This is a genomic window from Ruegeria sp. R14_0, assembly GCF_017743975.1.
Taxonomy (GTDB): domain Bacteria; phylum Pseudomonadota; class Alphaproteobacteria; order Rhodobacterales; family Rhodobacteraceae; genus Ruegeria.
Window position 1 is genome coordinate 203057 of record NZ_JAGHRC010000003.1, and the last position, 21101, is coordinate 224157.

Annotated in this window: 19 protein-coding genes; 7 read left to right on the forward strand and 12 right to left on the reverse strand. The window is 58.3% G+C overall.

The features are described 5' to 3' along the window. The 3 genes from J7416_RS10790 to J7416_RS10800 all read left to right on the forward strand — a co-directional run bounded on the left by J7416_RS10790 (position 1) and on the right by J7416_RS10800 (position 3285). Complete coding sequence (locus J7416_RS10790; RefSeq protein ID WP_209224773.1) at positions 1 to 831, forward strand: peptidylprolyl isomerase; 831 nt, start codon at positions 1 to 3, stop codon at positions 829 to 831. Then, positions 828 to 1829 carry a HupE/UreJ family protein gene (locus J7416_RS10795; protein ID WP_209224774.1) on the forward strand — a complete coding sequence of 334 codons (1002 nt, stop codon included), beginning with the start codon at positions 828 to 830 and terminating at the stop codon, positions 1827 to 1829. Before J7416_RS10790 ends, J7416_RS10795 begins: the two co-directional genes overlap by 4 nt. A gap of 118 nt (positions 1830 to 1947) precedes the next feature. After that, on the forward strand, positions 1948 to 3285 hold the full coding sequence (locus J7416_RS10800) for a serine hydrolase (protein WP_348540261.1): 1338 nt from the start codon (positions 1948 to 1950) through the stop codon (positions 3283 to 3285). Between the two features lie 30 nt (positions 3286 to 3315). Here J7416_RS10800 and J7416_RS10805 read toward each other — a convergent pair whose 3' ends face one another. The 3 genes from J7416_RS10805 to J7416_RS10815 all read right to left on the reverse strand — a co-directional run bounded on the left by J7416_RS10805 (position 3316) and on the right by J7416_RS10815 (position 6166). Next, complete coding sequence (locus J7416_RS10805; protein ID WP_209224775.1) at positions 3316 to 4098, reverse strand: hypothetical protein; 783 nt, start codon at positions 4096 to 4098, stop codon at positions 3316 to 3318. After that, the gene (locus J7416_RS10810) at positions 4095 to 5375 is read right to left on the reverse strand and encodes a hypothetical protein (protein WP_209224776.1); all 1281 of its coding nucleotides are present in this window, start codon (positions 5373 to 5375) and stop codon (positions 4095 to 4097) included. The genes J7416_RS10805 and J7416_RS10810 overlap by 4 nt, the downstream gene beginning before the upstream one ends. Positions 5376 to 5497: 122 nt before the next feature. Further along, entirely contained in the window at positions 5498 to 6166 is a 669-nt protein-coding gene (locus J7416_RS10815) for a TetR/AcrR family transcriptional regulator (RefSeq protein ID WP_209224777.1), read from the reverse strand. A gap of 67 nt (positions 6167 to 6233) precedes the next feature. On the opposite strand from J7416_RS10815, the gene J7416_RS10820 reads away from it, so the two are divergent. The 4 genes from J7416_RS10820 to J7416_RS10835 are packed head-to-tail and all read left to right on the forward strand — an operon-like array spanning position 6234 to position 10199. Next, positions 6234 to 7589: an NAD(P)-binding domain-containing protein gene (locus tag J7416_RS10820; RefSeq protein ID WP_209224778.1), complete on the forward strand. Its 1356-nt coding sequence runs from the start codon at positions 6234 to 6236 to the stop codon at positions 7587 to 7589. After that, on the forward strand, positions 7586 to 8500 hold the full coding sequence (locus tag J7416_RS10825; RefSeq protein ID WP_209224779.1) for a bile acid:sodium symporter family protein: 915 nt from the start codon (positions 7586 to 7588) through the stop codon (positions 8498 to 8500). Before J7416_RS10820 ends, J7416_RS10825 begins: the two co-directional genes overlap by 4 nt. After that, a complete protein-coding gene (locus J7416_RS10830; protein WP_209224780.1) occupies positions 8485 to 9423 on the forward strand; it encodes an SDR family oxidoreductase in 939 nt (312 codons plus the stop codon). The genes J7416_RS10825 and J7416_RS10830 overlap by 16 nt, the downstream gene beginning before the upstream one ends. After that, positions 9420 to 10199, forward strand: a complete 780-nt coding sequence (locus J7416_RS10835; RefSeq protein ID WP_209224781.1) for an SDR family NAD(P)-dependent oxidoreductase — start codon at positions 9420 to 9422, stop codon at positions 10197 to 10199. The genes J7416_RS10830 and J7416_RS10835 overlap by 4 nt, the downstream gene beginning before the upstream one ends. A 21-nt stretch (positions 10200 to 10220) precedes the next feature. On the opposite strand, the gene J7416_RS10840 is transcribed toward J7416_RS10835, so the two are convergent. The 9 genes from J7416_RS10840 to J7416_RS10880 all read right to left on the reverse strand — a co-directional run bounded on the left by J7416_RS10840 (position 10221) and on the right by J7416_RS10880 (position 20961). After that, positions 10221 to 12425, reverse strand: a complete 2205-nt coding sequence (locus J7416_RS10840) for a PAS-domain containing protein (RefSeq protein ID WP_209224782.1) — start codon at positions 12423 to 12425, stop codon at positions 10221 to 10223. 3 nt (positions 12426 to 12428) lie between these two features. Then, positions 12429 to 13598, reverse strand: coding sequence for an FIST N-terminal domain-containing protein (locus J7416_RS10845; protein ID WP_209224783.1), 1170 nt, complete (start codon positions 13596 to 13598; stop codon positions 12429 to 12431). Positions 13599 to 13649: 51 nt separating this feature from the next. Beyond that, on the reverse strand, positions 13650 to 14327 hold the full coding sequence (locus J7416_RS10850; RefSeq protein WP_209224784.1) for a response regulator transcription factor: 678 nt from the start codon (positions 14325 to 14327) through the stop codon (positions 13650 to 13652). Between the two features lie 93 nt (positions 14328 to 14420). Beyond that, positions 14421 to 14891 carry a putative molybdenum carrier protein gene (locus tag J7416_RS10855; RefSeq protein WP_209224785.1) on the reverse strand — a complete coding sequence of 157 codons (471 nt, stop codon included), beginning with the start codon at positions 14889 to 14891 and terminating at the stop codon, positions 14421 to 14423. A gap of 24 nt (positions 14892 to 14915) precedes the next feature. After that, a complete protein-coding gene (locus J7416_RS10860) occupies positions 14916 to 15350 on the reverse strand; it encodes a hypothetical protein (RefSeq protein ID WP_209224786.1) in 435 nt (144 codons plus the stop codon). Then, on the reverse strand, positions 15340 to 17412 hold the full coding sequence (locus J7416_RS10865) for a glycosyltransferase (RefSeq protein WP_209224787.1): 2073 nt from the start codon (positions 17410 to 17412) through the stop codon (positions 15340 to 15342). The genes J7416_RS10860 and J7416_RS10865 overlap by 11 nt, the downstream gene beginning before the upstream one ends. Further along, entirely contained in the window at positions 17409 to 18491 is a 1083-nt protein-coding gene (locus J7416_RS10870; protein WP_209224788.1) for a hypothetical protein, read from the reverse strand. The genes J7416_RS10865 and J7416_RS10870 overlap by 4 nt, the downstream gene beginning before the upstream one ends. A gap of 5 nt (positions 18492 to 18496) precedes the next feature. Beyond that, entirely contained in the window at positions 18497 to 18814 is a 318-nt protein-coding gene (locus tag J7416_RS10875; RefSeq protein ID WP_209224789.1) for a hypothetical protein, read from the reverse strand. A 77-nt stretch (positions 18815 to 18891) separates the two neighbouring features. Beyond that, a complete protein-coding gene (locus J7416_RS10880; RefSeq protein WP_209224790.1) occupies positions 18892 to 20961 on the reverse strand; it encodes a hypothetical protein in 2070 nt (689 codons plus the stop codon). Between the last annotated feature and the right edge of the window lie 140 nt (positions 20962 to 21101).

Below are 21101 nucleotides of genomic sequence, written 5' to 3' on the forward strand. Positions count from 1 at the left end.
ATGCGATTTTATAAAGAGCCGCTGTTCCATTTCATACTAATGGGCATTGCGATCTTCTGTTGGTTTGCTTGGGTCTCGCCTGCCGAAGATGTGGTCGAAGACCCTGATACGATCACCATCGACGACAATGATGTCGCCCTTTTGAAAACGCGTTTCGAAGCTAGCTGGAACCGCCCGCCTACAGACAGTGAGCTGCAATCCCTTATCGCCGCAACGGTACGAGAGGAGGTCTTGGTGCGCGAAGCACGCAAGCTGGGTCTGGATCAGGGGGATCAGGTCATTCGCGCCAGGCTGTCGCAAAAGATGGACTTTCTTACCGAGGCGATCGCCGCATCGGTCGAACCTGAACCCGAAGTTCTGCAAGCCTTTCTGGAGGAGAACACAGATCGGTTCACCACCCAGCCGAAGATCGCGTTCGATCAGGTCTATCTGGGAGAAAGCGTCGGGTTGGACGCTGTCGAAAGCGCAATCGCGGCTGCAAACGCAACCCAAAACTGGAGCGATATCGGCTGGACAACGTTGTTGCCAAAATCCATGCCTCTGACCACTTTGCGCGTGGTCGATTCCAGTTTTGGCGTGGGCTTCGCCGCAGCCCTGAACGACGCGGAAACGGGCAGTTGGACCGGTCCGGTCCGCTCTGCTTATGGCGTCCACATCGTGCGCGTGACCGACAAACGCCCCCCCGAACTGCCTGAACTGGACGACATCCGTGAAACTGTGCTGTTGGAATGGCGGCGCGCAACGTCGGATGAGTTGGCGCAAGCGCAGTACGAAAGCCTGGCGTCGCGCTATCGGGTCGAAACACCTCAGGTCGAGGTGACGCCGGAATGAGGCATTTGCTGTGTCTGCCGCTGGCTCTCTGGCTGCTTCTCGCCGCGCAGACGAGCCACGCCCATGCGCTTGACCCCGGCTATCTTGACCTGCGGCAATTGGCGACCAACACGTGGCAGGTTCTATGGCGCAAGCCTGATGTGAACGGCCAACCGATGGACATCGACGCCGTCCTGCCCAGCCAATGCTCTGAGCCCCGCGGGCCCGAGCCGCGCTCCGATGGTTCCGCGTGGATTGCGACATGGGTCGTCGATTGTACTGGCGGTCTTGCGAGCCAGATCATCACCATTGAGGGGTTGGAACGGCAACGTAACGACGTGCTGCTGCGCGTTCAGCCACTGTCATCCTCACCGGCGACCTTTCGATTCACTCCGGATGCGCCCTCCTTGACCATTCCTGAACGGCCCACAACCTGGTCGGTTCTTGGCAGCTATTTTCAACTGGGTTTTGAACACATCCTTGAAGGCTGGGATCACCTTCTGTTCGTCTTTGCCCTGTTCGTACTGGTGCGCGACCCATGGCGATTGGTTGGGGCGGTAACGGCGTTTACCGTCGCGCATTCCATCACTCTGGCGCTGGCAACGCTGGGGGTACTGCATGTGCCTGGCCCGCCGGTTGAAGCCGTCATCGCCCTGTCGATCGTGTTTCTTGCGCTCGAGATACTCAACCACAAAGACGGCACCCTGCGCCTGTCCGAGAAATACCCATGGATCGTCTGTTTCTGCTTCGGGCTGTTGCACGGTTTGGGGTTTGCCGGCGCACTTGCCGAGATCGGCGTGCCCTCGGACGACCTTTTTGCCGCTTTGCTGGCTTTCAATCTCGGCGTCGAAGCGGGACAGCTGTTGTTCATCGGCGCATTGTCGGCCGTGATCCTGGCGTGGCGCTTTGTCCTGCCCACCGTTTCAAAGGCGATCGCCCCGGCTGTGATCCCGGTAACCGGATATGCCATCGGCTGCGTTTCGATGTACTGGCTGGTGGAGCGTGTCAGCGGTTTCTAACCGAAGCACGACCAGGCCCGAACGCAACGGAACGGTGGTAACCCGTGGCCGAACACTCTTTACTCAACCCCAAGTGAAACCTGAGGAGGAGACCGGCGCGGCCGGTTCGGGTAACTGAGTGATCGTCAAAGCACTAAAGATCGTCGCAGCCACGCTGGTTGTGGGTGTCATTGCAATCGTGGGCTATCTGCTGATCGCCCCACCTGACTTGCTGAAGGTTGGAACGAACTATTCGGCCAAGATGGTCTGTTCCAATGTCTTTATCGCGGGCCGTGACCCGGACGAGGTTTTGAAGGTCGACGTGCAGGCACCGGGTCACCCCCTGCTCCGCCAGATTTCAATCGACGTGGACCGGGACCAGCAGGTGGTAACGGCGCGCATCTTCCGGTTCTTCGCGCCCGCCACCTCGCAATTCCGCGACGGCTTGGGCTGTGCCAATGTCCATGACGCAACGCTTAGCGATGCATCCATTGCAGCGCTGCCGCCTTTGTCCGACGCGCTCTGGCCCGCAGGAAACAACGTCGCTGTCTCTCAAAACCCAGAGGTCGCCCGAATTCTGTCGGACCAAACGCTTCTTGGCGAAGGTTACCGGGCCGTTGTCGTCGTGAAGGACGGGCGCATCGTTGGCGAAACATATGCCGAAGGGTTCGATGAAAACACCCCGCTGCTGGGGTGGTCGATGACCAAAACCGTGACTGCGGGTCTGATCGGTACGCTGATCCAATCCGGCCAAATGTCACTGGAGGATACACTGACGGCCAGCTACCCCTATTGGGCAGAAGACGCGCGCGCGGACATCACGATCGCGGACATGCTGGCCATGGCCAGTGGCCTGCAGTGGAATGAAGGCTATGGCGACGTCTCGGACGTGACCAGAATGCTATTTCTCACCGACGACATGGCAGAGTTCGCCGCCGACCAACCGGCAGCCAGCGAGATCGGAACCGATTTCAACTATTCATCCGGAACAACCACCGTCCTGTCGCGTGTCTGGCAGGACAAGCTGGGCGATGGTAACCTGACATACCCGCAAGACGCGTTGTTCGAACCGCTGGGAATGACATCCGTCGTACTTGAAACCGACGCAAAAGACAGCTTTGTCGGGTCCAGTTACATGTACGCCACCGCGCGGGATTGGGCGCGTTTTGGGCAACTGCTGTTGCAGCAGGGCGAATGGAATGGGCAGCAAATCCTGCCCAAAGGCTTTACGGATTGGATGTTCGAACCTGTCGCCGTATCGGATGGAATGTACGCCAAGGGGCATCTGTGGCTGGAATCTCCGGGGGGCTTGCCGCCCTACGAGGATGCCATCTGGTTGCAAGGCCATGACGGGCAGTTTATCGGCGTCTTCCCCTCGGAAAACATGGTCGTGGTTCGACTAGGCCTGACCCCGTCGCGGCAGGGGTACTCCTCGTTGCCGCTGGCCAAGGAACTGATTGCGGCGTTCCGGAACTGATGTGAAAGGCCCGCGCGCCGGGCCTTTTTGTCATTCCAGAATTTGCGTTGCGATACGGGTTTCTGTCAGCTCATCTTCGACCAGAGCATAGATCTGGTCCGGCGGTGTATTCAGTGAATAGAGCATCAGCGCCGGATCAACGCCCATGTCGATCAGATGCTGCATCGTTTCGCCCTGCCCTTTCTGGATGCCCTCAACAGCAAAGACGACCGGTATCAGGCGCGGCTGGTCATAGTAACGCTGATGCAGCCCCACAATACCCTGTAGCGATACCAGACGCTCGACACCGCCTGCCAGAATGTACGGGCAGGCAGACATGCAAACTGCACCTTCCAGAACCGCCGAGGACAGCGCGGCCTCGCGGATATGACCGCCAATCAATAGGGCCTCGGGAACCTTGCCACCGGGGCTGTGCAGTGCCACCAGATCGGGTTGGTCCTGCATGCCGGACAGGTATGAACTGAACCGTTCGGCGTCACCGGTTTCGATCTGACCACTCACGAGTAGAACGCGCCCCAGATCGTCGACCGTCTGTTCTTTGAACTCCAGTCGCGTTGGAAAATTCTGAGGCACCGGGACGTCCAGCGGGCGGTCCTGCGGCAATAGCGTCGGATCGGTGCGGTCGGTTCGGTATTCGCGACGCTGATCCCCGGGCGAGATCGGCCCCGTCGGCAAATCAACAGCGGGCCTGAACGGGTTTTGCACGACCCTCCCAACGTCCGACAGGATCAGGATTCCCGCGATCAGCAGTTGAAGGACCAGCACGTATCGCAACCCCGTGCGCAGATCAATTTTGGACAGGAACCCCATCATGTTTCGTCTTTTTTCGGCGGTGCGCGATCGAGGATTGCCGCATCTGCAACACCCATCGTCGCCTCGACATCCTTCATTGCGTTCATTGCGGCGCGCAGGTCGGACAGTGTCAGAGTGTCCTCAATGCTCATCCCATCTTTGCCGCTGCGAATAGCGGCTTGGGTGATTGCCAAAACGAACACCAGAACGGCCGGCAGCAGGTCGATCGCAATAGCACCGGCCCAGGACGGTACAAAGTTATGGGCATATTTGATCACAGCATCCGCGCTTGAGATCGGGTTGTACGCGGTCTCAATCGGAGGTTCGATTTCCAACACCTCTTCCGCCGCGTTCTGCAGAGTTTTGCCCCGCTGATCCAACGCATTCAGGACCGAGTTGATGGTCGAGGACTGCGCATCCCGAACCTCGGAGCTACGCCCGTCAAGCTCGGGCAAAACGACCGACGAGGGCAAATCCTGCGCTGCTCGCGCCACAAGCGGCGCGACGTTGTACTGGTTCAGGCGCGAGATCACCCCCGCCAGCTTGACGCTTTCCTCGGAAAACTGAACCGAGCGGCGGTCGACCGGCCCCGGGGCCACGGTCAGCTCGCGCATAGTGGCGAGGATCTCATTGCCCTGCTGAAACGCGTCCTCGATCAGAGGTTGCTGATCAGCGATCTGCTCTTCCAGATTGCGCAGCTCTTCGGCCTTCTGGGTCAGAACGCGAAACACCGCGCCCCTTCCGGCCGTGCCGGACAAATCCCCGGATTGTTCAAGCTCGGCCAGCTCTTCAAAGCTTTGGCGCGCCCGTTCAACCTCGCGCCCCAAGGCCTGGCCACTGAGTGCGATGTCATGGGCCTGCTCGAGCGCGGCTTGGTAGTCGCGCACGGTGTTTTCGAGGTGCTGTTCGACTGCTGCCGCCCCGGCCAACGCAGCGGCGTTCAGCCAACTGGACATCGCTATGATCGCGACCGAACCAACTATCGTGGAAATCGTAAGGCCAATAAACCCGCTGGCAGTGCGCATCGATGGCAAAAGGCGCAGCATGTAGCTCCAGAAGACGAAGATACCGACTGAGACTGCGATGGAATATGCGACTGCGGCGAAAAAGGTCACCGCGCCATTGTCCTCTAACAGAGACGAAACGCCGAGATAGGTGTAAATCCCCGAGGCGATCGCCAACACCCCCAAAGCTGCGGGCGTGAATGTGTCCAGCCAGGCCAGATGCGCCTCAAGCTCTTTGGCCGTGCGCAGGCCCCTCGCCTCCTCCGCGGTCAGGCGGTCCTTTTTGTCAGTCATGTCACCCCACGCTCCAAATCGTTAACAACAAGATAATAACGCATAGATATAATTGATACGGCTGGGCCCGTAACTTCAAGTTGAGGAACGGGGTTGGCAAGCAGGCAGCCGGCCCAAGACGCTTATTTGGCAGGCTCCAGAACAGCGGCAAGCCCGGCCTGACAGAATTGCAGCAGGCTCTGGATTGCCTCCTCGGGGTCCGGTTCACCATCCGGCCCGGACAGTGCCGTGATCCGCCATTCGGATGTACACAGCGCCAGCATTGATGACACAGAAAACACCAACGCTCCGGCTGCGCGTGCAGGATCAGCTTGGGGGTAGCGCGCGCACAATTTCTGTACGACCAGCGAGGCGACCGGATCGAAATGGGTTTTCGCAAGTGCATGCCAACGTGCATCCGCGGAGACGATCGCCACGATACGCGCATAGGCCAGCCATTGGGGATCCTTGCCAAAAGCGCGGTTGAGAAGCGGCCGCATGAAGGCCGAGATAAGGTCCGCCGCATCCCATTCGCCCTGTGCCTCAAGCTGTGCAATGGCCTGACGCCGTTCCCGGGACAATTCACTGGCGCGACGCGCGACGATGCGTTCGAACAACTCATCCTTGGGGCCACCGTGAAAGTTCACGTTGGCCTTCTGAACCTGCGCCCGCTCAGCAATGTCGCGAATCGATGCGCCTTCGAATCCCCGTTCGGCAAAGACGAGTTCCGCAGCGTCAAGAATACGCTCTCGCGCAGCAATGGAGCGTTGCGACGGTGCTCTTTTTCTTTCTTTTACAGCGTGTTGTGCCATCTCAAAAACTAGTTTGCCTTATTTCGAACGATCGTTCAAGATAAAAGCATTGCGGGAGGAGAGACGCATGGAACAGGTGCAAGTAGGAGCGGGCCAGCCGGTCACGGTAAAGGCCCGCCCGGAAGAGTGTTACGCTCTGATCGGAGCCGGACCGATGGGTCTGGCGATGGCCAAGACGCTTGTCGAGCAGGGAGTGCCATTTCAGGGATTTGAACTGGCAGATGATGTGGGTGGTCTGTGGAACATCGATGCACCCCGGTCCACGATGTACGAGACCGCCCACCTCATATCCTCAAAGAAGATGACGGAATTCACCGACTTCCCCATGCTGGAAGAAACGGCGGAGTATCCGTCGCATCGTGAATTGAAGACGTATTTCCGCGACTTCGCGAAGGCGTTCAACCTGTATGAACGCTTTCATTTCGGTGCCGAAGTTCTGAGCACCACGCCACTGGACGCGGGCGGCTGGGAGGTCAAATGGCGCGACAAGGACGGCGCCGAGCACAGCCAAACCTTTGCCGGCGTTCTGATCGCCAACGGCACCCTGTCCGAGCCGAACATGCCGCAATTCGAAGGTGAATTCACAGGCGAGTTCATCCACGCGTCGGACTACCGCTATCCAACGCAGTTCACAGGCAAGCGTGTGTTGGTTATTGGGGCCGGAAACTCAGGCTGTGATATCGCAGTTGACGCCATTCACCACGGTCAGTCCTGCGATATCTCAATGCGCCGCGGGTATTACTTTGTGCCCAAATATGTCTTTGGCGTTCCTGCGGACACGATGGGCGGGAAAATCAAACTGCCCATGTGGCTCAAGCGCAAAGTCGACGGAGCAATCCTGAAATGGTTCGTCGGTGATCCGCAGAAATATGGCTTCCCCAAGCCAGACTACGCCCTTTACGAATCCCACCCCGTGGTCAATTCGCTGATCCTTTTCCACGCCGGGCACGGCGATCTGAAGGTCCGCGCAGATGTTGAACGGTTCGACGGCAAGACCGTGCATTTCCGCGATGGCAGCAGTGCTGAATATGACATGGTTCTGGCGGCAACCGGTTATAAGCTGCACTACCCGTTCATCGACAAAGCCCATTTGAACTGGCAAGGCGAGGCCCCGCATCTGTATCTGAACTGCATGCACCCAAATCGCGACGACCTGTTTGTGCTGGGCATGATCGAGGCCTCGGGTCTTGGCTGGCAAGGCCGCCATGAACAGGCCGAGATGGTCGCGCGCTATATCGCCGGACTAAAAACAGGCAACTCGGCGGCAAAGGCTATCCAGGCGACCAAATCCGAAGGGTTTGAACGCGCGACTGGCGGAATGAACTATATCGACCTGCCCCGCATGGCCTATTACGTCGACAAGGCGACCTATCGAGGGGAAGTCACCGGCCAGATCGCCGCCCTGAAAGCGGCCCAGTCATGAGCGGGATCGACGACGTTGCGCTGAACTTCGACGCTGGAAACCTAAAGCTTCTGAACGCAATCCTCGCCATCGTCATGTTCTCGATCGCGCTGGATCTTCGGATGGATGACTTCCGGCGTATCGTGCGTGGACCCAAACCGCTGCTGGTCGGGTTGGCCTCACAGTTTTTGGTTCTGCCTGCGATTACCTTTCTGATGCTTCTGGTGGTCAATCCGATGCCCTCGGTTGCGATGGGGTTGATCCTTGTTGCGGCATGCCCCGGCGGGAATATCTCGAACTTCATGACCCACCGCGCGGGTGGAAATGTGGCGCTTTCAGTGTCCATGACAGCCTTTGCGACCGTGGGGGCGATCCTAGTCACGCCCGCGAACATTGCGTTGTGGGGCAACCTCTATGGCCCGACGCGGGAAATCCTGCAACGGACCGAGATTGACCCCGTCGCGGTGGCCATCACAGTCGGCTTTATGCTGATCCTGCCCTTGATCCTGGGGATGTTGGTCAATGCACGCTTTACCGCTTTTGCCGATAAAATACGCCGTCCGATGCAATGGCTTTCCATGGCGATCTTCATAGCCTTTATCGTCGTCGCCCTTGGGGCAAATTGGGATAACTTCCAGCGGTTTGCCACGGGGATCATCGGGATCGTGATCCTGCATAACGCGCTGGCTTTTCTGGGGGGCTATCTGACCGCCACGGCGGCAAACCTGTCCGAACGCGACCGCCGCTCGGTTACCATCGAAACTGGCATTCAGAATTCGGGCCTTGGCCTAATCCTGATCTTTGCCTTTTTCGGCGGGCTTGGTGGTATGGCCGTTGCTGCCGCATTATGGGGCATCTGGCACGCAATTTCGGGGCTGGCGCTGGCCGCCTTTTTTGCAAGACGGGAGGTGCCCGAATGCGCCACATCCTGATAACCGGAGCGGCAGGTGCAGTAGGGTCCGCCCTGCTGAGGCGGTTGGGTGAACGTGCTGACATCACCATCACCGCGACGGATATTCGCGAACCGGAAAGCCTGCCCGAGAACGCCCGTTTCATTAAGATGGACGTCACCGGCAACGCGCCTCTGAATGTCATTCTTGACCGAGCACCAGATACCATCGTGCATCTTGCGTCGATCGTGACGCCCGGGCCGAATTCGACCAGAGAACTGGAGTATCAGGTCGATGTCGAAGGCACACGAAACGTTCTGAACGCCGCGATCGCTGCCGGGGTGCGCCGTCTTGTGGTAACCTCGTCCGGGGCAGCGTACGGATACCACGCCGATAACCCTGTCCCCTTGCGCGAAACGGACGCGATACGCGGCAATCAGGAATTCGCCTATTCCTGGCACAAGCGCCTGGTAGAAGAGATGCTGGCAGATGCCAGAGGATCCGCACCCGATCTGGAACAGGTCGTCCTGCGCGTGGGTACAGTGTTGGGCCGGAAGGTCGAAAACCAGATAACCGCGCTTTTCAAAAAACCACGCCTATTAGGGCTGAAAGGATCGGACAGCCCATTCGTATTCATCTGGGACGAAGATCTGGCTGATATCCTCGTACGCGCTGCCACGGACGGCCCAGCTGGTGTTTTCAACGTTGCAGGCGACGGCGCGCTCAGCGTGTCGCAGATCGCCTCAGAGATGGGTAAAACTGTTCGCTGGCTGTCGCCCGGTTTGGTCAAGGCCGCCTTGGCCATTGCCCGACCCTTGCGTCTGTCACGCTATGGGCCGGAACAGGTGCGGTTTCTTTTGTACCGCCCCGTTTTGAACAACGCCGCGCTCAAAAGCGATTTCGGATACCGCCCCAGATTCTCAAGCGCTGAGGCGTTCAAACACTGGTGGGAGGGCGCTCAATGAAACCTACAGCTGTGATTACCGGAGGCGCAGGCGGATTGGGTCGCGCGCTGTCGGCCGCTTTGCGGGAAACCGGGTGGCATACGGTCCTGATCGACTTGCCCGGCCCCGAACTGGACGCGCTTGCCAATCTGGACGATGTCAGCACCTACGCCTGTGACCTGACCGATCCTGACCAATGCGCAGACACGTGTGACCGGATCCTGCACGCCTCGGACTCGATTGATCTGGTCATCTACAACGCTGGTGTCTCGCAGATCTCAGCGTTTTCTGACAGCGATATGGGAGCCCACCGGAATCTGTTCGAAATAAACTACTTTGCGGCCGTAACCTGCGCGCAGCACTTCCTGGAAGCCGTTAGGTCGGCCAAGGGCACACATCTGGCGATCTCATCCGTCGCAGGTTTTGCCCCGCTTATTCACCGCACCGCCTATGCCGCCAGCAAACACGCTATGGAGGGGTTCTTTAAGTCCCTTCGGGCCGAGGAGGCTGCGCACGGGGTACAGGTCTCGATCGCGGCACCGTCTTTCGTGGCGACCAATATTGGGCGACCCGAGGCGGCAGGCGACGGTTTTGTCCGTCCCGGCTCTGCCACTGATGGGATCGACTACATGGAACCGGAGGCGGCGGCGCAGGTGATCTTGCGTGGCTATCAACAGCGCAAGGAATACATTCCGGTCGGACGCGTGGCGCGGATTGCCAATCTTCTGAATCGCGTGGCACCACGGTTTTATGTTCGGCAGATGATGCGGACGGTTGGTAAGCAGCGACCTTCCTGAGCGCTGCTCAGGCGGTAAGCGTCAGCGAACCAAGGCCTCCAGCACAGATTTGAACCGTTGCACATCAATTGGCTTGTGCAGCAAGGGAAAGCCGGCAGCTTTGCAGAATTGCTCCAACGCGGTCGAACGATCGGCCGAGATTATGCAACCGGGTAAGCGCCCGAATTCATGAGCCAGTTGTGCAATGGCCTGGGTTCCCGTCTGATCCTCTGCTAACTGTTCGTCAGCAACGATTACATCTGGCAAGATACCGATTTCTTTCAGCAGACTTGAGGCCTCTTCCCTGCTGACCGTTTCAAGAACCTGAACGCCCCATGTTTCCATCATCATGCAAAGTGCAGAGCGCAGATTGTCATCGCTTTCGATCAACAGAGCGACGGTTCTTTGCAGCACGTCGGGACAAACCCGTGCCGCCAATGCCCCCTCGGTCTGCACAGCAAGCTTCGGGCCCACCGTGGGAACCTCGACCGAGAATCCGGTCCCTCGCCCAAATTCAGAGTGCAGGTGAATCGGATGGTTCAGCAATCCGCAGGCGCGTTCCACGATTGCAAGGCCCAGCCCCATCCCCTCGGCCGCGCTGGCGTCAGAGTTCAGACGCTTAAACTCCTGAAATACAACATCTCTCTGATCTGACGCGATACCGACACCGGTATCCCAAACCTGGATCAAATGGTTCCGCCCCTTGCGCCGGACACCGACCAGAACCTTGCCGTGATCTGTGTAGCGGATCGCATTCGACAACAGGTTTTGCAGGATACGTCGCAGGTAACTGGCGTCACTTCTGACCATCGCGCTGGTGCTTACAAAGCGCAAACCAAGCCCCTTGGCCTGAGCCACCGGTCCAAAGGCATCCTCCATCTGGGAAAACAGCTCTGCGACTGGGATTGCGGACAGGTGCACCGACGCCCGCCCCGAGTCCAGTTTCGAGATATCCAACAGCGCTTCAAGAATATGTTCAACGCTGTTGAGCGCGCTTTCAGCCTTGGTCGCAACCGCGTGCGCCTCGTCTGCGTCCAACCCGCTGCCCAAGGTCGAGACATAGAGTTTCGCCGCCGATAAAGGTTGCAGCAGATCGTGGCTGGCAGCCGCGACAAAACGCGATTTCGACGCATTTGCGCGCTCCGCATCGCTCAGCGCGTCGGCCAGCTCCATTGTGCGCGACGCGACGCGTTGTTCCAGCAGCTCCTTTGCCTCGACCAACGCTTGCGCGGATTTTCTTTCGTCTGTGACGTCAGTGAAGGAAATCACGAAACCACGATCTGGCATCTCCTGCGCAAAGACCGACAAGATCTTGGCCCCTCCGCTGTGCATCTGGAATTGCAGCGGCGGACGTTCCGTTGTGTGGTTGACCCAGGCCAGCAAGTCCGCATCGCTGACACCGCCTTCGAAACGGATCGTGGCGCTCAGACGGTTGAACACGGTCTGAAACCGCGCCCCCATCTGGAATTGCGCGTTGGGGATGGCCAGCAACGCGCTGGCGCGGTTGTTCCACCCAACCAGGCGCAATGTGCTGTCAAAGATACAGACCCCCTGATCGATATGTTCCAGCGTCGCTCGGATCAACTGGGCCTTGTCGTCAAGGATACGGTCCCTCTCTCTCCGCTCGACGCGCATGATGTCAGAGACGTCCGTCTGCAGAATTACAGTGCCGCCGTCCGGGGTGCGATGCTCGGACACCTGCATCCAGCGACTGCCGCTGAGACGGACGTTGAACACCACGTGATCGTCCGCATGGCGGGCAAGGCGCCGTTCGACCCAATCCGCAGGCGCAACCGCCTTGGGCAGCGACAGAAACTTCGACCGGCTCACCAGCTCCGCATATTGCGAAAACTGCAATCCGGGAACCAATCGGGCTTTGATGTCAGGCATATGCAGACCGAACCGGCTGTTGCACAGCACCAGTTCGTCGTCCCGGTTGAACAGCGCAAAGCCTTCCTGCACGGCCTCAATCGCATTCGCCAGGTCTGCGCGTGCGGCCTCGGTTTCCTGGTTTGCAAGCGCCAGCCGTGCGTTCGAATCGTTCAGAAGTTCAAGCGCACGCTCAAGCTCATCTGTCCGCGCCCGGACCTCCTGCTCCAGCATGGCGGCCCGTTGAAACTGCGCATAGGCCGCGCCCGAAGCGTCTGTGGATTCCTCAACCCGCCGCATCAGGGCCGCAACGATCTTCAGCAGCTTCTCATTCTGCCGGTCCAGCGGGTCATTAGGGTCGGTCAGAGATTCAATCATCGCCTAACCATTTTCCGGAGGATAGATCGCCACGCCCGTTAGCGTCTGGTTCACATGGATCGAGTTGAATTGCTCTCCATACGTCGAAAACCCAACCACGTGGTTCTCGGACAGCAAGCAGGATAGCTCGCCTGTCTTCTGCTTCTCCTGCGCCTCAAGTCGGCGGAGGATACAATCACACCCCAAGATCGTATCAGGCCGCGCATCCTGCGTCAGGGCGGCTAGTTCTTCCTGCAAGTGCGAGACCATGTCCCGAGGTTCTGCCAGCGTCAGAACCAACCCCTCGTCAATTGCAGAGAAGAACACCAGATCGCCGTTACCTGCGACTTGCTGGATAGCCCGCACGTGATGTTGACCACCGATCTGAACAACCAGCGGATGGGCGGCAAAGGTGAAGGTCGTCAGCTGCTCCGGGTCTTTTCCAAGCAGGCGCGCATATTCGCGTGCGGCAGGTTCGGCATTGATCTCTTGCACCACCCGGTTTGCGGGGTCGGCTTTGGTCACGACCATACGCCGCGCAGTCGGCAGCAGATGATCTGTCTTGAATACCTTGATCGGACACCGCGTTCGGACCTGAGTCAGGATTGCAGCGTTCTGTAAGGCCTGCCCCTCGGTCAGAACATAGGCACTGCCGAAACGGGTTCCGTCCCCTGCCGACCCACCAAACAGCGGAACCGGGCCCAGGCCAACGGCCAATTCCGAGGTCAGCAGATCTTCTTTGGTCGAAAGACCGTCGATCATCAGGAAGGTAAATTCATGCGGCCAATCCGGCGCAGAGGCGGCCATGTCATTGCGGTTGCGGATCATTTGATCGATGATTTCTTGCGCAGAAAACGCAGCAAGATCAGGCACCAGAAGTGTCCGCGCCTCGAAATGCGACGACGGCAGGCCAATGGCAACGATCTGGTCTTCACCATAGCCGCAATCAGCAAGCTCGCCGGCGGTGGTGCATCCGATCACTGGGGTTGGAGCAAACGCGTCGGCCGCATCGGCAATAACCTCGGCCGCATCCGCACCCGGGCTCACGAACAGTATGACCAATGCCAAGTCATCATCACCAAGCGATCCGGCAAGCTTTGCAATTGCCTGATCTGTATCCCGGTGAACGAAACCTGTTTTGACGATACCTGGCGCACGGGCTGCGGCTGTCGCCCACCCGACTGCTTGGTTCATCGTGCCCTCCTCCCTAAAGCGCGACGTTGCCTTAAGATATGGCGCGTAAGCTCAGTCTTGCAAGACACTGTTCAGCGAAGCTTTGTTGGCCAAAAGCACCGCTTGCGTGCGGCTTTGCACGCCGAGTTTGCGCATGATTGCTGTGACGTGCGCCTTGACCGTCGTTTCAGCAATCGAGAGGTCATAGGCGATCTGCTTGTTCAACTTCCCCTCGCAGATCAGCTGCAGGATACGCGACTGCTGAGTTGTCAGAGTTGCCAAGCGGTTCACTGCATCGCTTTGTTCAGTGTCAGCATCTCCTTCGGTGAGCACGTAGCCCTCGGGCACAAAGACAGTTCCCGCATGGACGGCCTCGAAAGCTGTGCGGAACACGTCGCGTTGGCTGTGCTTGGGCACATAGCCAGAGGCTCCTGCCTGAATGACCTGGCTGATGACGCGATTGTCCGAGATTGACGACACGACAATAACCGGCGCGTCTGTTGCGGCCTTTACACGTGCCAACCCCTCAAGCCCGTCAACGTCGGGCAAATTCAGATCCAGCATGACAGCGTCTGGTCGCAACCCTTCGACCATCAGATCAATTGCCCGGCCCAACCTGTCAGCTGTGTGGATTTCGCCAATTTGCGCAACGCTTTGCAGCGTCATCGACAGGGCGTCACAGAACAACGGATGATCATCAACAATCAGGACCTTGTCGAAATCAATCTCTCGGACGGATTTTGCACGCATGAATTCTGGCCTTCGCAATCACGTGACCCGACCCTATCAACCGAAGGGCGCTGCGCCTACTGGCGAAACGTCGTAAATCCAAACCGACCAAAATCAGTTGTTGGTGCCATTTGAAGTCAGAACTTGCTGCAGCACTGCGGTCACCTGTGACCCGATACCCGGCGCTTCGCTTTCTCTGGGACCCGCTATGTTCAGATTGCTCACGGGGTGCGAAGCGATCCACGAATTGATCTGGTCCGCACATGCCGCGATCCCCAACCGCAGATCGACCACCAGACAGGGCTTTCCGATGTCCTGCGCAAAATCAATGGTCAGCTGCGTTCCCGGGCTGATGGCTCCGTCAACAAATACCAGCAGTGCGTCGCAAGACTGCACGTTCTTCTTGGTACGCACGGCAACATCTTCGGATTGGGTTTCCATCAGCCCCTTGAAGCGGTCTGGTATACGCCCGTCCTCATTCAGCCGCCCTTTCGGAACCCACCCGCCATAGGGGATGCCATTGTCCAGCGCATACTGCCAGGCCGCCAGATCAACACCCGTTTGGCCACCGGTCACGATCTTCACGACACCCTCCATAGTCAGTGGAGCTTAGCGTAACATCCCAATTTCATGTCCGTTGATGATAATCGCCAGATCCCAGTATTTCCTGATTTCTTCCTCGGCGGCCTGCGCAGCGGCGGAGTCCTCGGGAATGCGTTCGACCCGAAACCCAAACCTTTCAAGTCCGCAATAATCAACCCGGCTGAGGATGATCGGATAAACGTCCCGCTCCATCGCTGCTGCCGCCAACAGTCTTGCGACTGTGTAAGGCGTCTCTGGCGGTTCGAGAATCCGGACGCCAATGTAAACGGGGCCGCCCTGCTCTCTTGGCCAGAGGTTAACTGCGGGAGCCAACCGCATCTGTGGAAAGACAACTTTGCCCATAGTTTGCGGGTCGTGGTCGTCATTCAAAAGATCATCCAGCGACACGGGTACGTTTGGCGACGCGCGGCTCAGGATTTCGAACCACATGTTATCCTTCATGTCTGGCCTCCAATCCGGTCAACAGGGCCGCAGCCTTGGAAGCCCCTGTTTCGGGCAGTTTGAATGCGTTCAACGCAGTTTGGTAAAACGCCGTTCCCCCGTGATCCAAACAATCTGTCACTGTGCGCTCAAGCTTCATGAACTCTCGCTCGGTGATCATGGCGCACAGATCGCGGTCGGCCATGGCCTGCGCGCGGCGTTCCTGATCATCCAGATACGGTGCCGATTGCGGGATAAAGATCGCAGGAATACGGTGATAAAGCATCTCAAGAACCGAGTTATACCCCGCCGCCGAAATAACCAGATCAGCTGCAAGACACAGCTTGGTCGCCTCGAGCGTCTGCACCACATGCGTATTCGTCCAGCCGAATGCCGCCGGCTGAACCGTACTGCCGGGCCAGGTCACGACCAGATGCAGGCAGTCTTTTCGCGACTCAACCATGCTTGAGATCGCCTGCAACTGGGCCGAGCGATCCGACGCGACGCCACCACCCAGCATACTGACGACCAGTTGTTTGAAATCCCGACCGAACCGTTTCGCCAAACGGGCCCTAAGCTGTTCTTTTTCTTCTGCCGACTGCTCGACCTGACGAACGATCGGACCCACATAATGCACGTGATTGCCAAAGCTGTAGGCGTCGTTCAATTCTTCAAACGCCTCGGATGGTACGATCACACGGTCAAACACCCCTTCGCGGCGCAGCATGGATTGCCGCGAGCGGCCCTCGGGCCAGAGCCCGCGCCGGATCCACACCGCCAACAAACTGCGTTCGCGGATCACGCGATAGACAGAGTCGAAAACATAGCCCCCGTCAAAAACCAGCGTGTCGTTGTCGCGCAAGGCCGCGCTCAGACGACGATAGGTCAGCACGTCATTCCCGTCTGCACTGGTCTTGGTGTCGATGCGTTGAACAAGGGGGATGCAATCAATGCCTTCACGGCGCACCAGCGGCACACAACTTGGAAAGGCTGCAAACATCTTGGGCGCGGCTTCAGGCATCTCGCGCGCTATGACCGCGCACCGCTGAGCATGGCCCAAGCCGACCCCATTTGTTGGAAAGAACAGTGTTTTTTCCTCGGCTGGCGCGGGCTTGCGTTGTTTGGGTCGAAGGCCAGCGGCCGTTTCCAAACGCGAGATGTCGACCGTATGCCTCCACTGTGACTTGGCGGCCTGTTCGGCAATATGCGCGACGTTGCCGATCACCTGCCCCGTCAGATAACCGTCCAAAGCAAAGGGTGTCTTCGGGCCCAATACCGCGGGCGCACCGGATGCCATCAGTGCCTCGTCTTCGGTACAGTCAATGACCACGCCACCCGTGACGATCAACTCAACCGCAAACGCAGCCATGCGCACACCTGCAATACCTTTGCCGAACATTGCCAGAATATCTGTGGATTTGGCCAAGCTCAGCGGGGACAGGCCGGTGTACATATAAGTAGACAGATCGTGAAACGGCGAGGCTTTGATAGCTTCGTTCTGGGCCCCGCTAACAATCAGCCTGAGGTTATAACCACCCTGGCTGCTCATCCTCGAAAAGCACGACAGTGTCTCGGGGTTGTCCAATTCCATCGAACCCAAAACCACTGTTACATTCGGAAACTCCCGGCTTGGACGCCGGGACGGGGACCGAATATCCGAAACCAACGGGCTTGCGGTTGCTGCCATTACTGGACGCGGCTGAAAATCAGTCAGGTCCATCACCCGAACTTCGCGCCCCAGCGCATACGCCAGGCGCGCCTTGGCAGCGATATAGCTTTGCTGGGTCGGAAACCGGCCGGTTGCGATCACCGGGACACTCGGGTCCAGCTCTTTCTTTCGCAGCGAGGCAAGCAGCTGATCGTCGATCTCTTCGACGCCCAGGACAAACACGGTCTGCGCCTTGTGCTCTTCGGGGTCGGCAAGAAACTTGGACGCCTCATAGAACCTGCCGCGGCCCGGGTCTTCGGGAAAATACTCGGCATCAATACAGACATTGAAGCCGCGCGCCGCAAGCTGTTCAGCAAAGATCAGCTGCGCATCAAACGAGCGCAAAGAACGCGTGCCGGATTCGACGTAAATCATGGATGTACCCCGCTGTCGGCAGACAGAATGCCGGACAGCATCGCCTTGAATTTCTCTGGGGAATAAGCCTTGAGCGCCGCTTGCGACTTGGCCACCTGATCATGGTACTTCTTCGGGTTCGCGACCAGATCGGTGATGATTTTGTCCACTCCCGCTGGTTCGCAGGTCAGAACCGCATTGCCGAATGTTGCCCCGGTGTCGGGGTTGGTCAGAACCACCTTGCCCGCGGCAATCGCCTCGGCCACGACGCGACCAAAGCTTTCCTGCCAAGTCGGCGCTGTGAAATATACGAAAAAGTCAATCATTCCAAAGAACTCTTCCACACTTATGGCATCGAAGGGAAGCAACTTCCAATGCGCGCGCAGAACACGGGCATTCAACAAAGCATCCGCCCCGAGGATGACATTGCACTGAGAATGTGGCGGAAAACAGTTATCCAGATCGGCGATTGCAGGAAATTTTTCGAACCCCGGGCGTGAGTGCCGCCCACGGCGATCCTGTGGTCTTTCGCACGGGCCGCGCATGTCGGACTGGCATATGTTGAACCAGTCGTTGTCCAGAACTTCCCATTGCCGCGCCACGCGGGATGTGGCCAACCAGTCGGTTACGGTCCGCCGGTTATAGGGCGAGATCGGTGCCAGTGTTTTTCTCAGCGAAATCGCTGAAGTCTCAATCTGGTTGAGACAGGCCGCAACATCAAACCCTTCAGCGCCCCCCGGACGCAGGAAATTCTCATGCGTGATCACATATAGATCCCGCGCTATGATCCGGGTGTTCAGCGTGTCCTGGTATTTGAGAAAGGACGGGTTGTGCAGAAAAACGAAATCCGCGTTTATCCGTGGCGCATCCCAGATTAGCGGAATGTTCAATTCGTCCAAAACCCGCCGCAAAACCGGCGAGATATGCTGATTGCCGCCAAAGGTCCGGGACGTGATTGCATGCACGACAACCTGCCCGAACTGGGCGGCCACCGGCAGTTCAGCGGCCACTGCGGCCGATGTCCCACCCGAGAAACGCGGTTCGATAACATAGGCGATCTTAGGTGCGTTCGATCGCCCGACGGCTTGCAATTCGGACATCCGGTTCAGTGCTGCAGGGTTGAGAACGTGTTGTCGGACAGGCCGCTATCGGCAGTGGCGGACGCAGTTGTGGCATACCCAAGGTTGACGTCACCAACGGACGCGGCCTCGTGAAAGCTTCTTAACTCAAGCGACAGCTCGTCCTCACCCGTCAGCAATTCCGGGTTTCTTTCAAGGTATGAATACAGTGCCTGAATGTCGTTGGTCGAAAGCATCTCATCAATTACAAGCAATTGCTCAAGCGTGATCTCGGCGCGCGCGCCCTGCGACGTGGTCAGGAATAAGAGCGCAGTAACTATGCCGATCAGTCTTCTATCCGTCATCGTTAGAAACCCCGTGGGAAATAATTAACAGTACACAAAAATGGTCGAATCCTTCTTAGTATAACTCAAGACAACCCTCATTGGGTCGTCGCTTTTTTCAGTTTGCTCAAAACCTGACTTCTCAGGCGATTTACGCGGTTCGGTGCCGGTGCTTGCGCCCTGGTCTGACGCGTGGTCCGTTTGACGGCGGCAACGCCCGATCCCTCTCCGGCCAGCCACAACTCGATGATCCCGCTTGGTGTTTTTGTGCCGGCGTCGGTGAAGTCGCGCAACAATGCGCCGGCGTCCTCAGCAAGGGCTGCGGCCCGGGCCTCGTCCTGACGATGGTAGAAGCGAACGTTGGACTGGCTGATCCCAAACCCGACGCGGGCCTGCCCGCTCAGTTCATGACCGGTGGTTGTCAGGTCGCTTACGACCGAATCCACCACACCCTGCGGCAGGTTGTTGGGCGCATATAGCCTGAAGGCGACCTGCGCAGCTGGCGGAGGCGTCTCTTCTGGCGTGACTTCAACCTCAAGAACCGCCGTACGGTCGATCGCAGTGGGCGGAATGGGCGCCGCTGACGGTGCGGGCGATTCCGTCGGAAGGGTTTCCGGCTCTGCGGACAGCGCAGCGGTCTCAATCTGCTCTGATGGCGCGGGATCAGTGCTTTGAGGAGCGATCGCCGTGCCCTCTGGCTGGAGGGTCGGATCAATTGACTCGACCTGCAAATCACCCCTGTCTGGCACCGCCGGCGGGGGCGCAACAGGAGGTAATTCGATGTCCAAAGAGGCCAGTGCTTCGGGTTCAATGAGGTCCACGCGGGGTGCACCGGCATCCAGACCACGATCTTGCGGCTGGTAAACCAAAGCCTGCTCAGACAGTGTCGCCTGACCAACAGGCACCTGCGGCGGTACAAAGACCAAGGCCTCGGGCTGCACTGGAACCGTAGGAGCGCTCTGCCGGGCCACCGGCGTTTCTGGTGGCACCACGGCAATAGGCGCGCGCACTGCGGTGATCGTGGCCCCGGCCAAAAAATCTTCTGGCCGTGTTCCGGTCACTGTTTCTTCGAGCAGCGCGACAGACGTGCTGAAAATCTCGGGCGTGGATTGAAACCGCACAAAGCCAAGGTTCATTTCTTCCCTCGGCCGATAGCTAAGCAACGTTAAGGGCAGCGGCGGCTGCGTCAGAGACGGCACGAAAGGTCGAACGCTTGGGGCCAACCTAAGCAATTTTGGCTCGACTTCGCCGGACGATTCCGGGTTTGACAAAGGATCGGTCAAACCCGCCACATCTTCCGTCTCGGTGATCGCATCATCGGACGGCAACGAACCCGTCGGCGCGTCAAAGACACTGGCCGATAATCCGGCCTGCTCAGCCGTCGTGTCCGGCGCAATTGTTTCGGTATCCGCGAACAGCTCTCGACTGGCCAATTCGGTTTCTTCGCTTGCAAACCCTGCGCTTTCAACCGGGACAGAGGTGCCCCGATCAGACATCGCAATGAACACCGAAGACGATGCCGCCACACCAATGACGCATCCGATGGCAACAAAGCCAAACTTCAGTTTGCGACGATTGCGCTTTTGATCTTCCATCCGTTCCAGAAGGGTCTTGCGCAAGCGATCGGCCACCTCACCCTCGGACAACCTCAGACTGGGTTCTGCGGCCAGCGCGGCTGTTTCGCTGTACTCGGAACCTGCACCGACAGGGTGCGCGTCGTCCTGAACGGCTTCTTGTTTGGGTTCTTTGTTTTGGTTTTGAGCGTCAGGGGGAGCGGCAGCATTTCCCTGAATGCCCCCTTCTGTTTTGACGTTTTGGCTGCTTTCCGCCCTTTTGGGCGAGATTGTTGCCGACTCACTCGGTTGCCCCCCAGAGGTGGGTTTGGGCTTATTTTGAACCGCCTTTGGCTGCCCCGCCCCGGCCGGAGCGGCTTTTGGAGCCGCGCTACCAGAGGTTGAAGTCTTGACTTCAGACTGGCCAGCATTCGGCTGACCGCCCTGACCCGCCGTCTGCCCCTGCGCAGCCTGAGCCATGTCCTGCTGTATCCGCGCGTTTTCAAGCACCTCCTGCCATTCAGGAGATTGCACGAAGTCATAAAGGTCAGACACTTTCTGAGTGCCTTTTTTCGCAACTTTAGGTCGAGCTTTTGGGCCGCTGGCCTTTGTCATCAATACCCCCGAACTGGTCGCCGAAACACGCTCTACGCTGTCGCAACTCGGGCAAACCAAATACACTCGTGAACATCAAAAATTCCAAAATAAATGCGTTAATCAGTATAAAAAAAAGGCCGCACGAAAACAAGTAAAGC

Bases quoted from the DNA above. Each gene is read 5' to 3' on its own strand.
- J7416_RS10790 (WP_209224773.1), top strand. From the start codon at position 1: ATGCGATTTTATAAAGAGCCGCTGTTCCATTTCATACTAATGGGCATT.
- J7416_RS10795 (WP_209224774.1), top strand. From the start codon at position 828: ATGAGGCATTTGCTGTGTCTGCCGCTGGCTCTCTGGCTGCTTCTCGCC.
- J7416_RS10805 (WP_209224775.1), bottom strand. From the start codon at position 4,098: ATGATGGGGTTCCTGTCCAAAATTGATCTGCGCACGGGGTTGCGATAC.
- J7416_RS10810 (WP_209224776.1), bottom strand. From the start codon at position 5,375: ATGACTGACAAAAAGGACCGCCTGACCGCGGAGGAGGCGAGGGGCCTG.
- J7416_RS10815 (WP_209224777.1), bottom strand. From the start codon at position 6,166: ATGGCACAACACGCTGTAAAAGAAAGAAAAAGAGCACCGTCGCAACGC.
- J7416_RS10820 (WP_209224778.1), top strand. From the start codon at position 6,234: ATGGAACAGGTGCAAGTAGGAGCGGGCCAGCCGGTCACGGTAAAGGCC.
- J7416_RS10825 (WP_209224779.1), top strand. From the start codon at position 7,586: ATGAGCGGGATCGACGACGTTGCGCTGAACTTCGACGCTGGAAACCTA.
- J7416_RS10830 (WP_209224780.1), top strand. From the start codon at position 8,485: ATGCGCCACATCCTGATAACCGGAGCGGCAGGTGCAGTAGGGTCCGCC.
- J7416_RS10835 (WP_209224781.1), top strand. From the start codon at position 9,420: ATGAAACCTACAGCTGTGATTACCGGAGGCGCAGGCGGATTGGGTCGC.
- J7416_RS10840 (WP_209224782.1), bottom strand. From the start codon at position 12,425: ATGATTGAATCTCTGACCGACCCTAATGACCCGCTGGACCGGCAGAAT.
- J7416_RS10845 (WP_209224783.1), bottom strand. From the start codon at position 13,598: ATGAACCAAGCAGTCGGGTGGGCGACAGCCGCAGCCCGTGCGCCAGGT.
- J7416_RS10850 (WP_209224784.1), bottom strand. From the start codon at position 14,327: ATGCGTGCAAAATCCGTCCGAGAGATTGATTTCGACAAGGTCCTGATT.
- J7416_RS10860 (WP_209224786.1), bottom strand. From the start codon at position 15,350: ATGAAGGATAACATGTGGTTCGAAATCCTGAGCCGCGCGTCGCCAAAC.
- J7416_RS10865 (WP_209224787.1), bottom strand. From the start codon at position 17,412: ATGATTTACGTCGAATCCGGCACGCGTTCTTTGCGCTCGTTTGATGCG.
- J7416_RS10870 (WP_209224788.1), bottom strand. From the start codon at position 18,491: ATGTCCGAATTGCAAGCCGTCGGGCGATCGAACGCACCTAAGATCGCC.
- J7416_RS10875 (WP_209224789.1), bottom strand. From the start codon at position 18,814: ATGACGGATAGAAGACTGATCGGCATAGTTACTGCGCTCTTATTCCTG.
- J7416_RS10880 (WP_209224790.1), bottom strand. From the start codon at position 20,961: ATGACAAAGGCCAGCGGCCCAAAAGCTCGACCTAAAGTTGCGAAAAAA.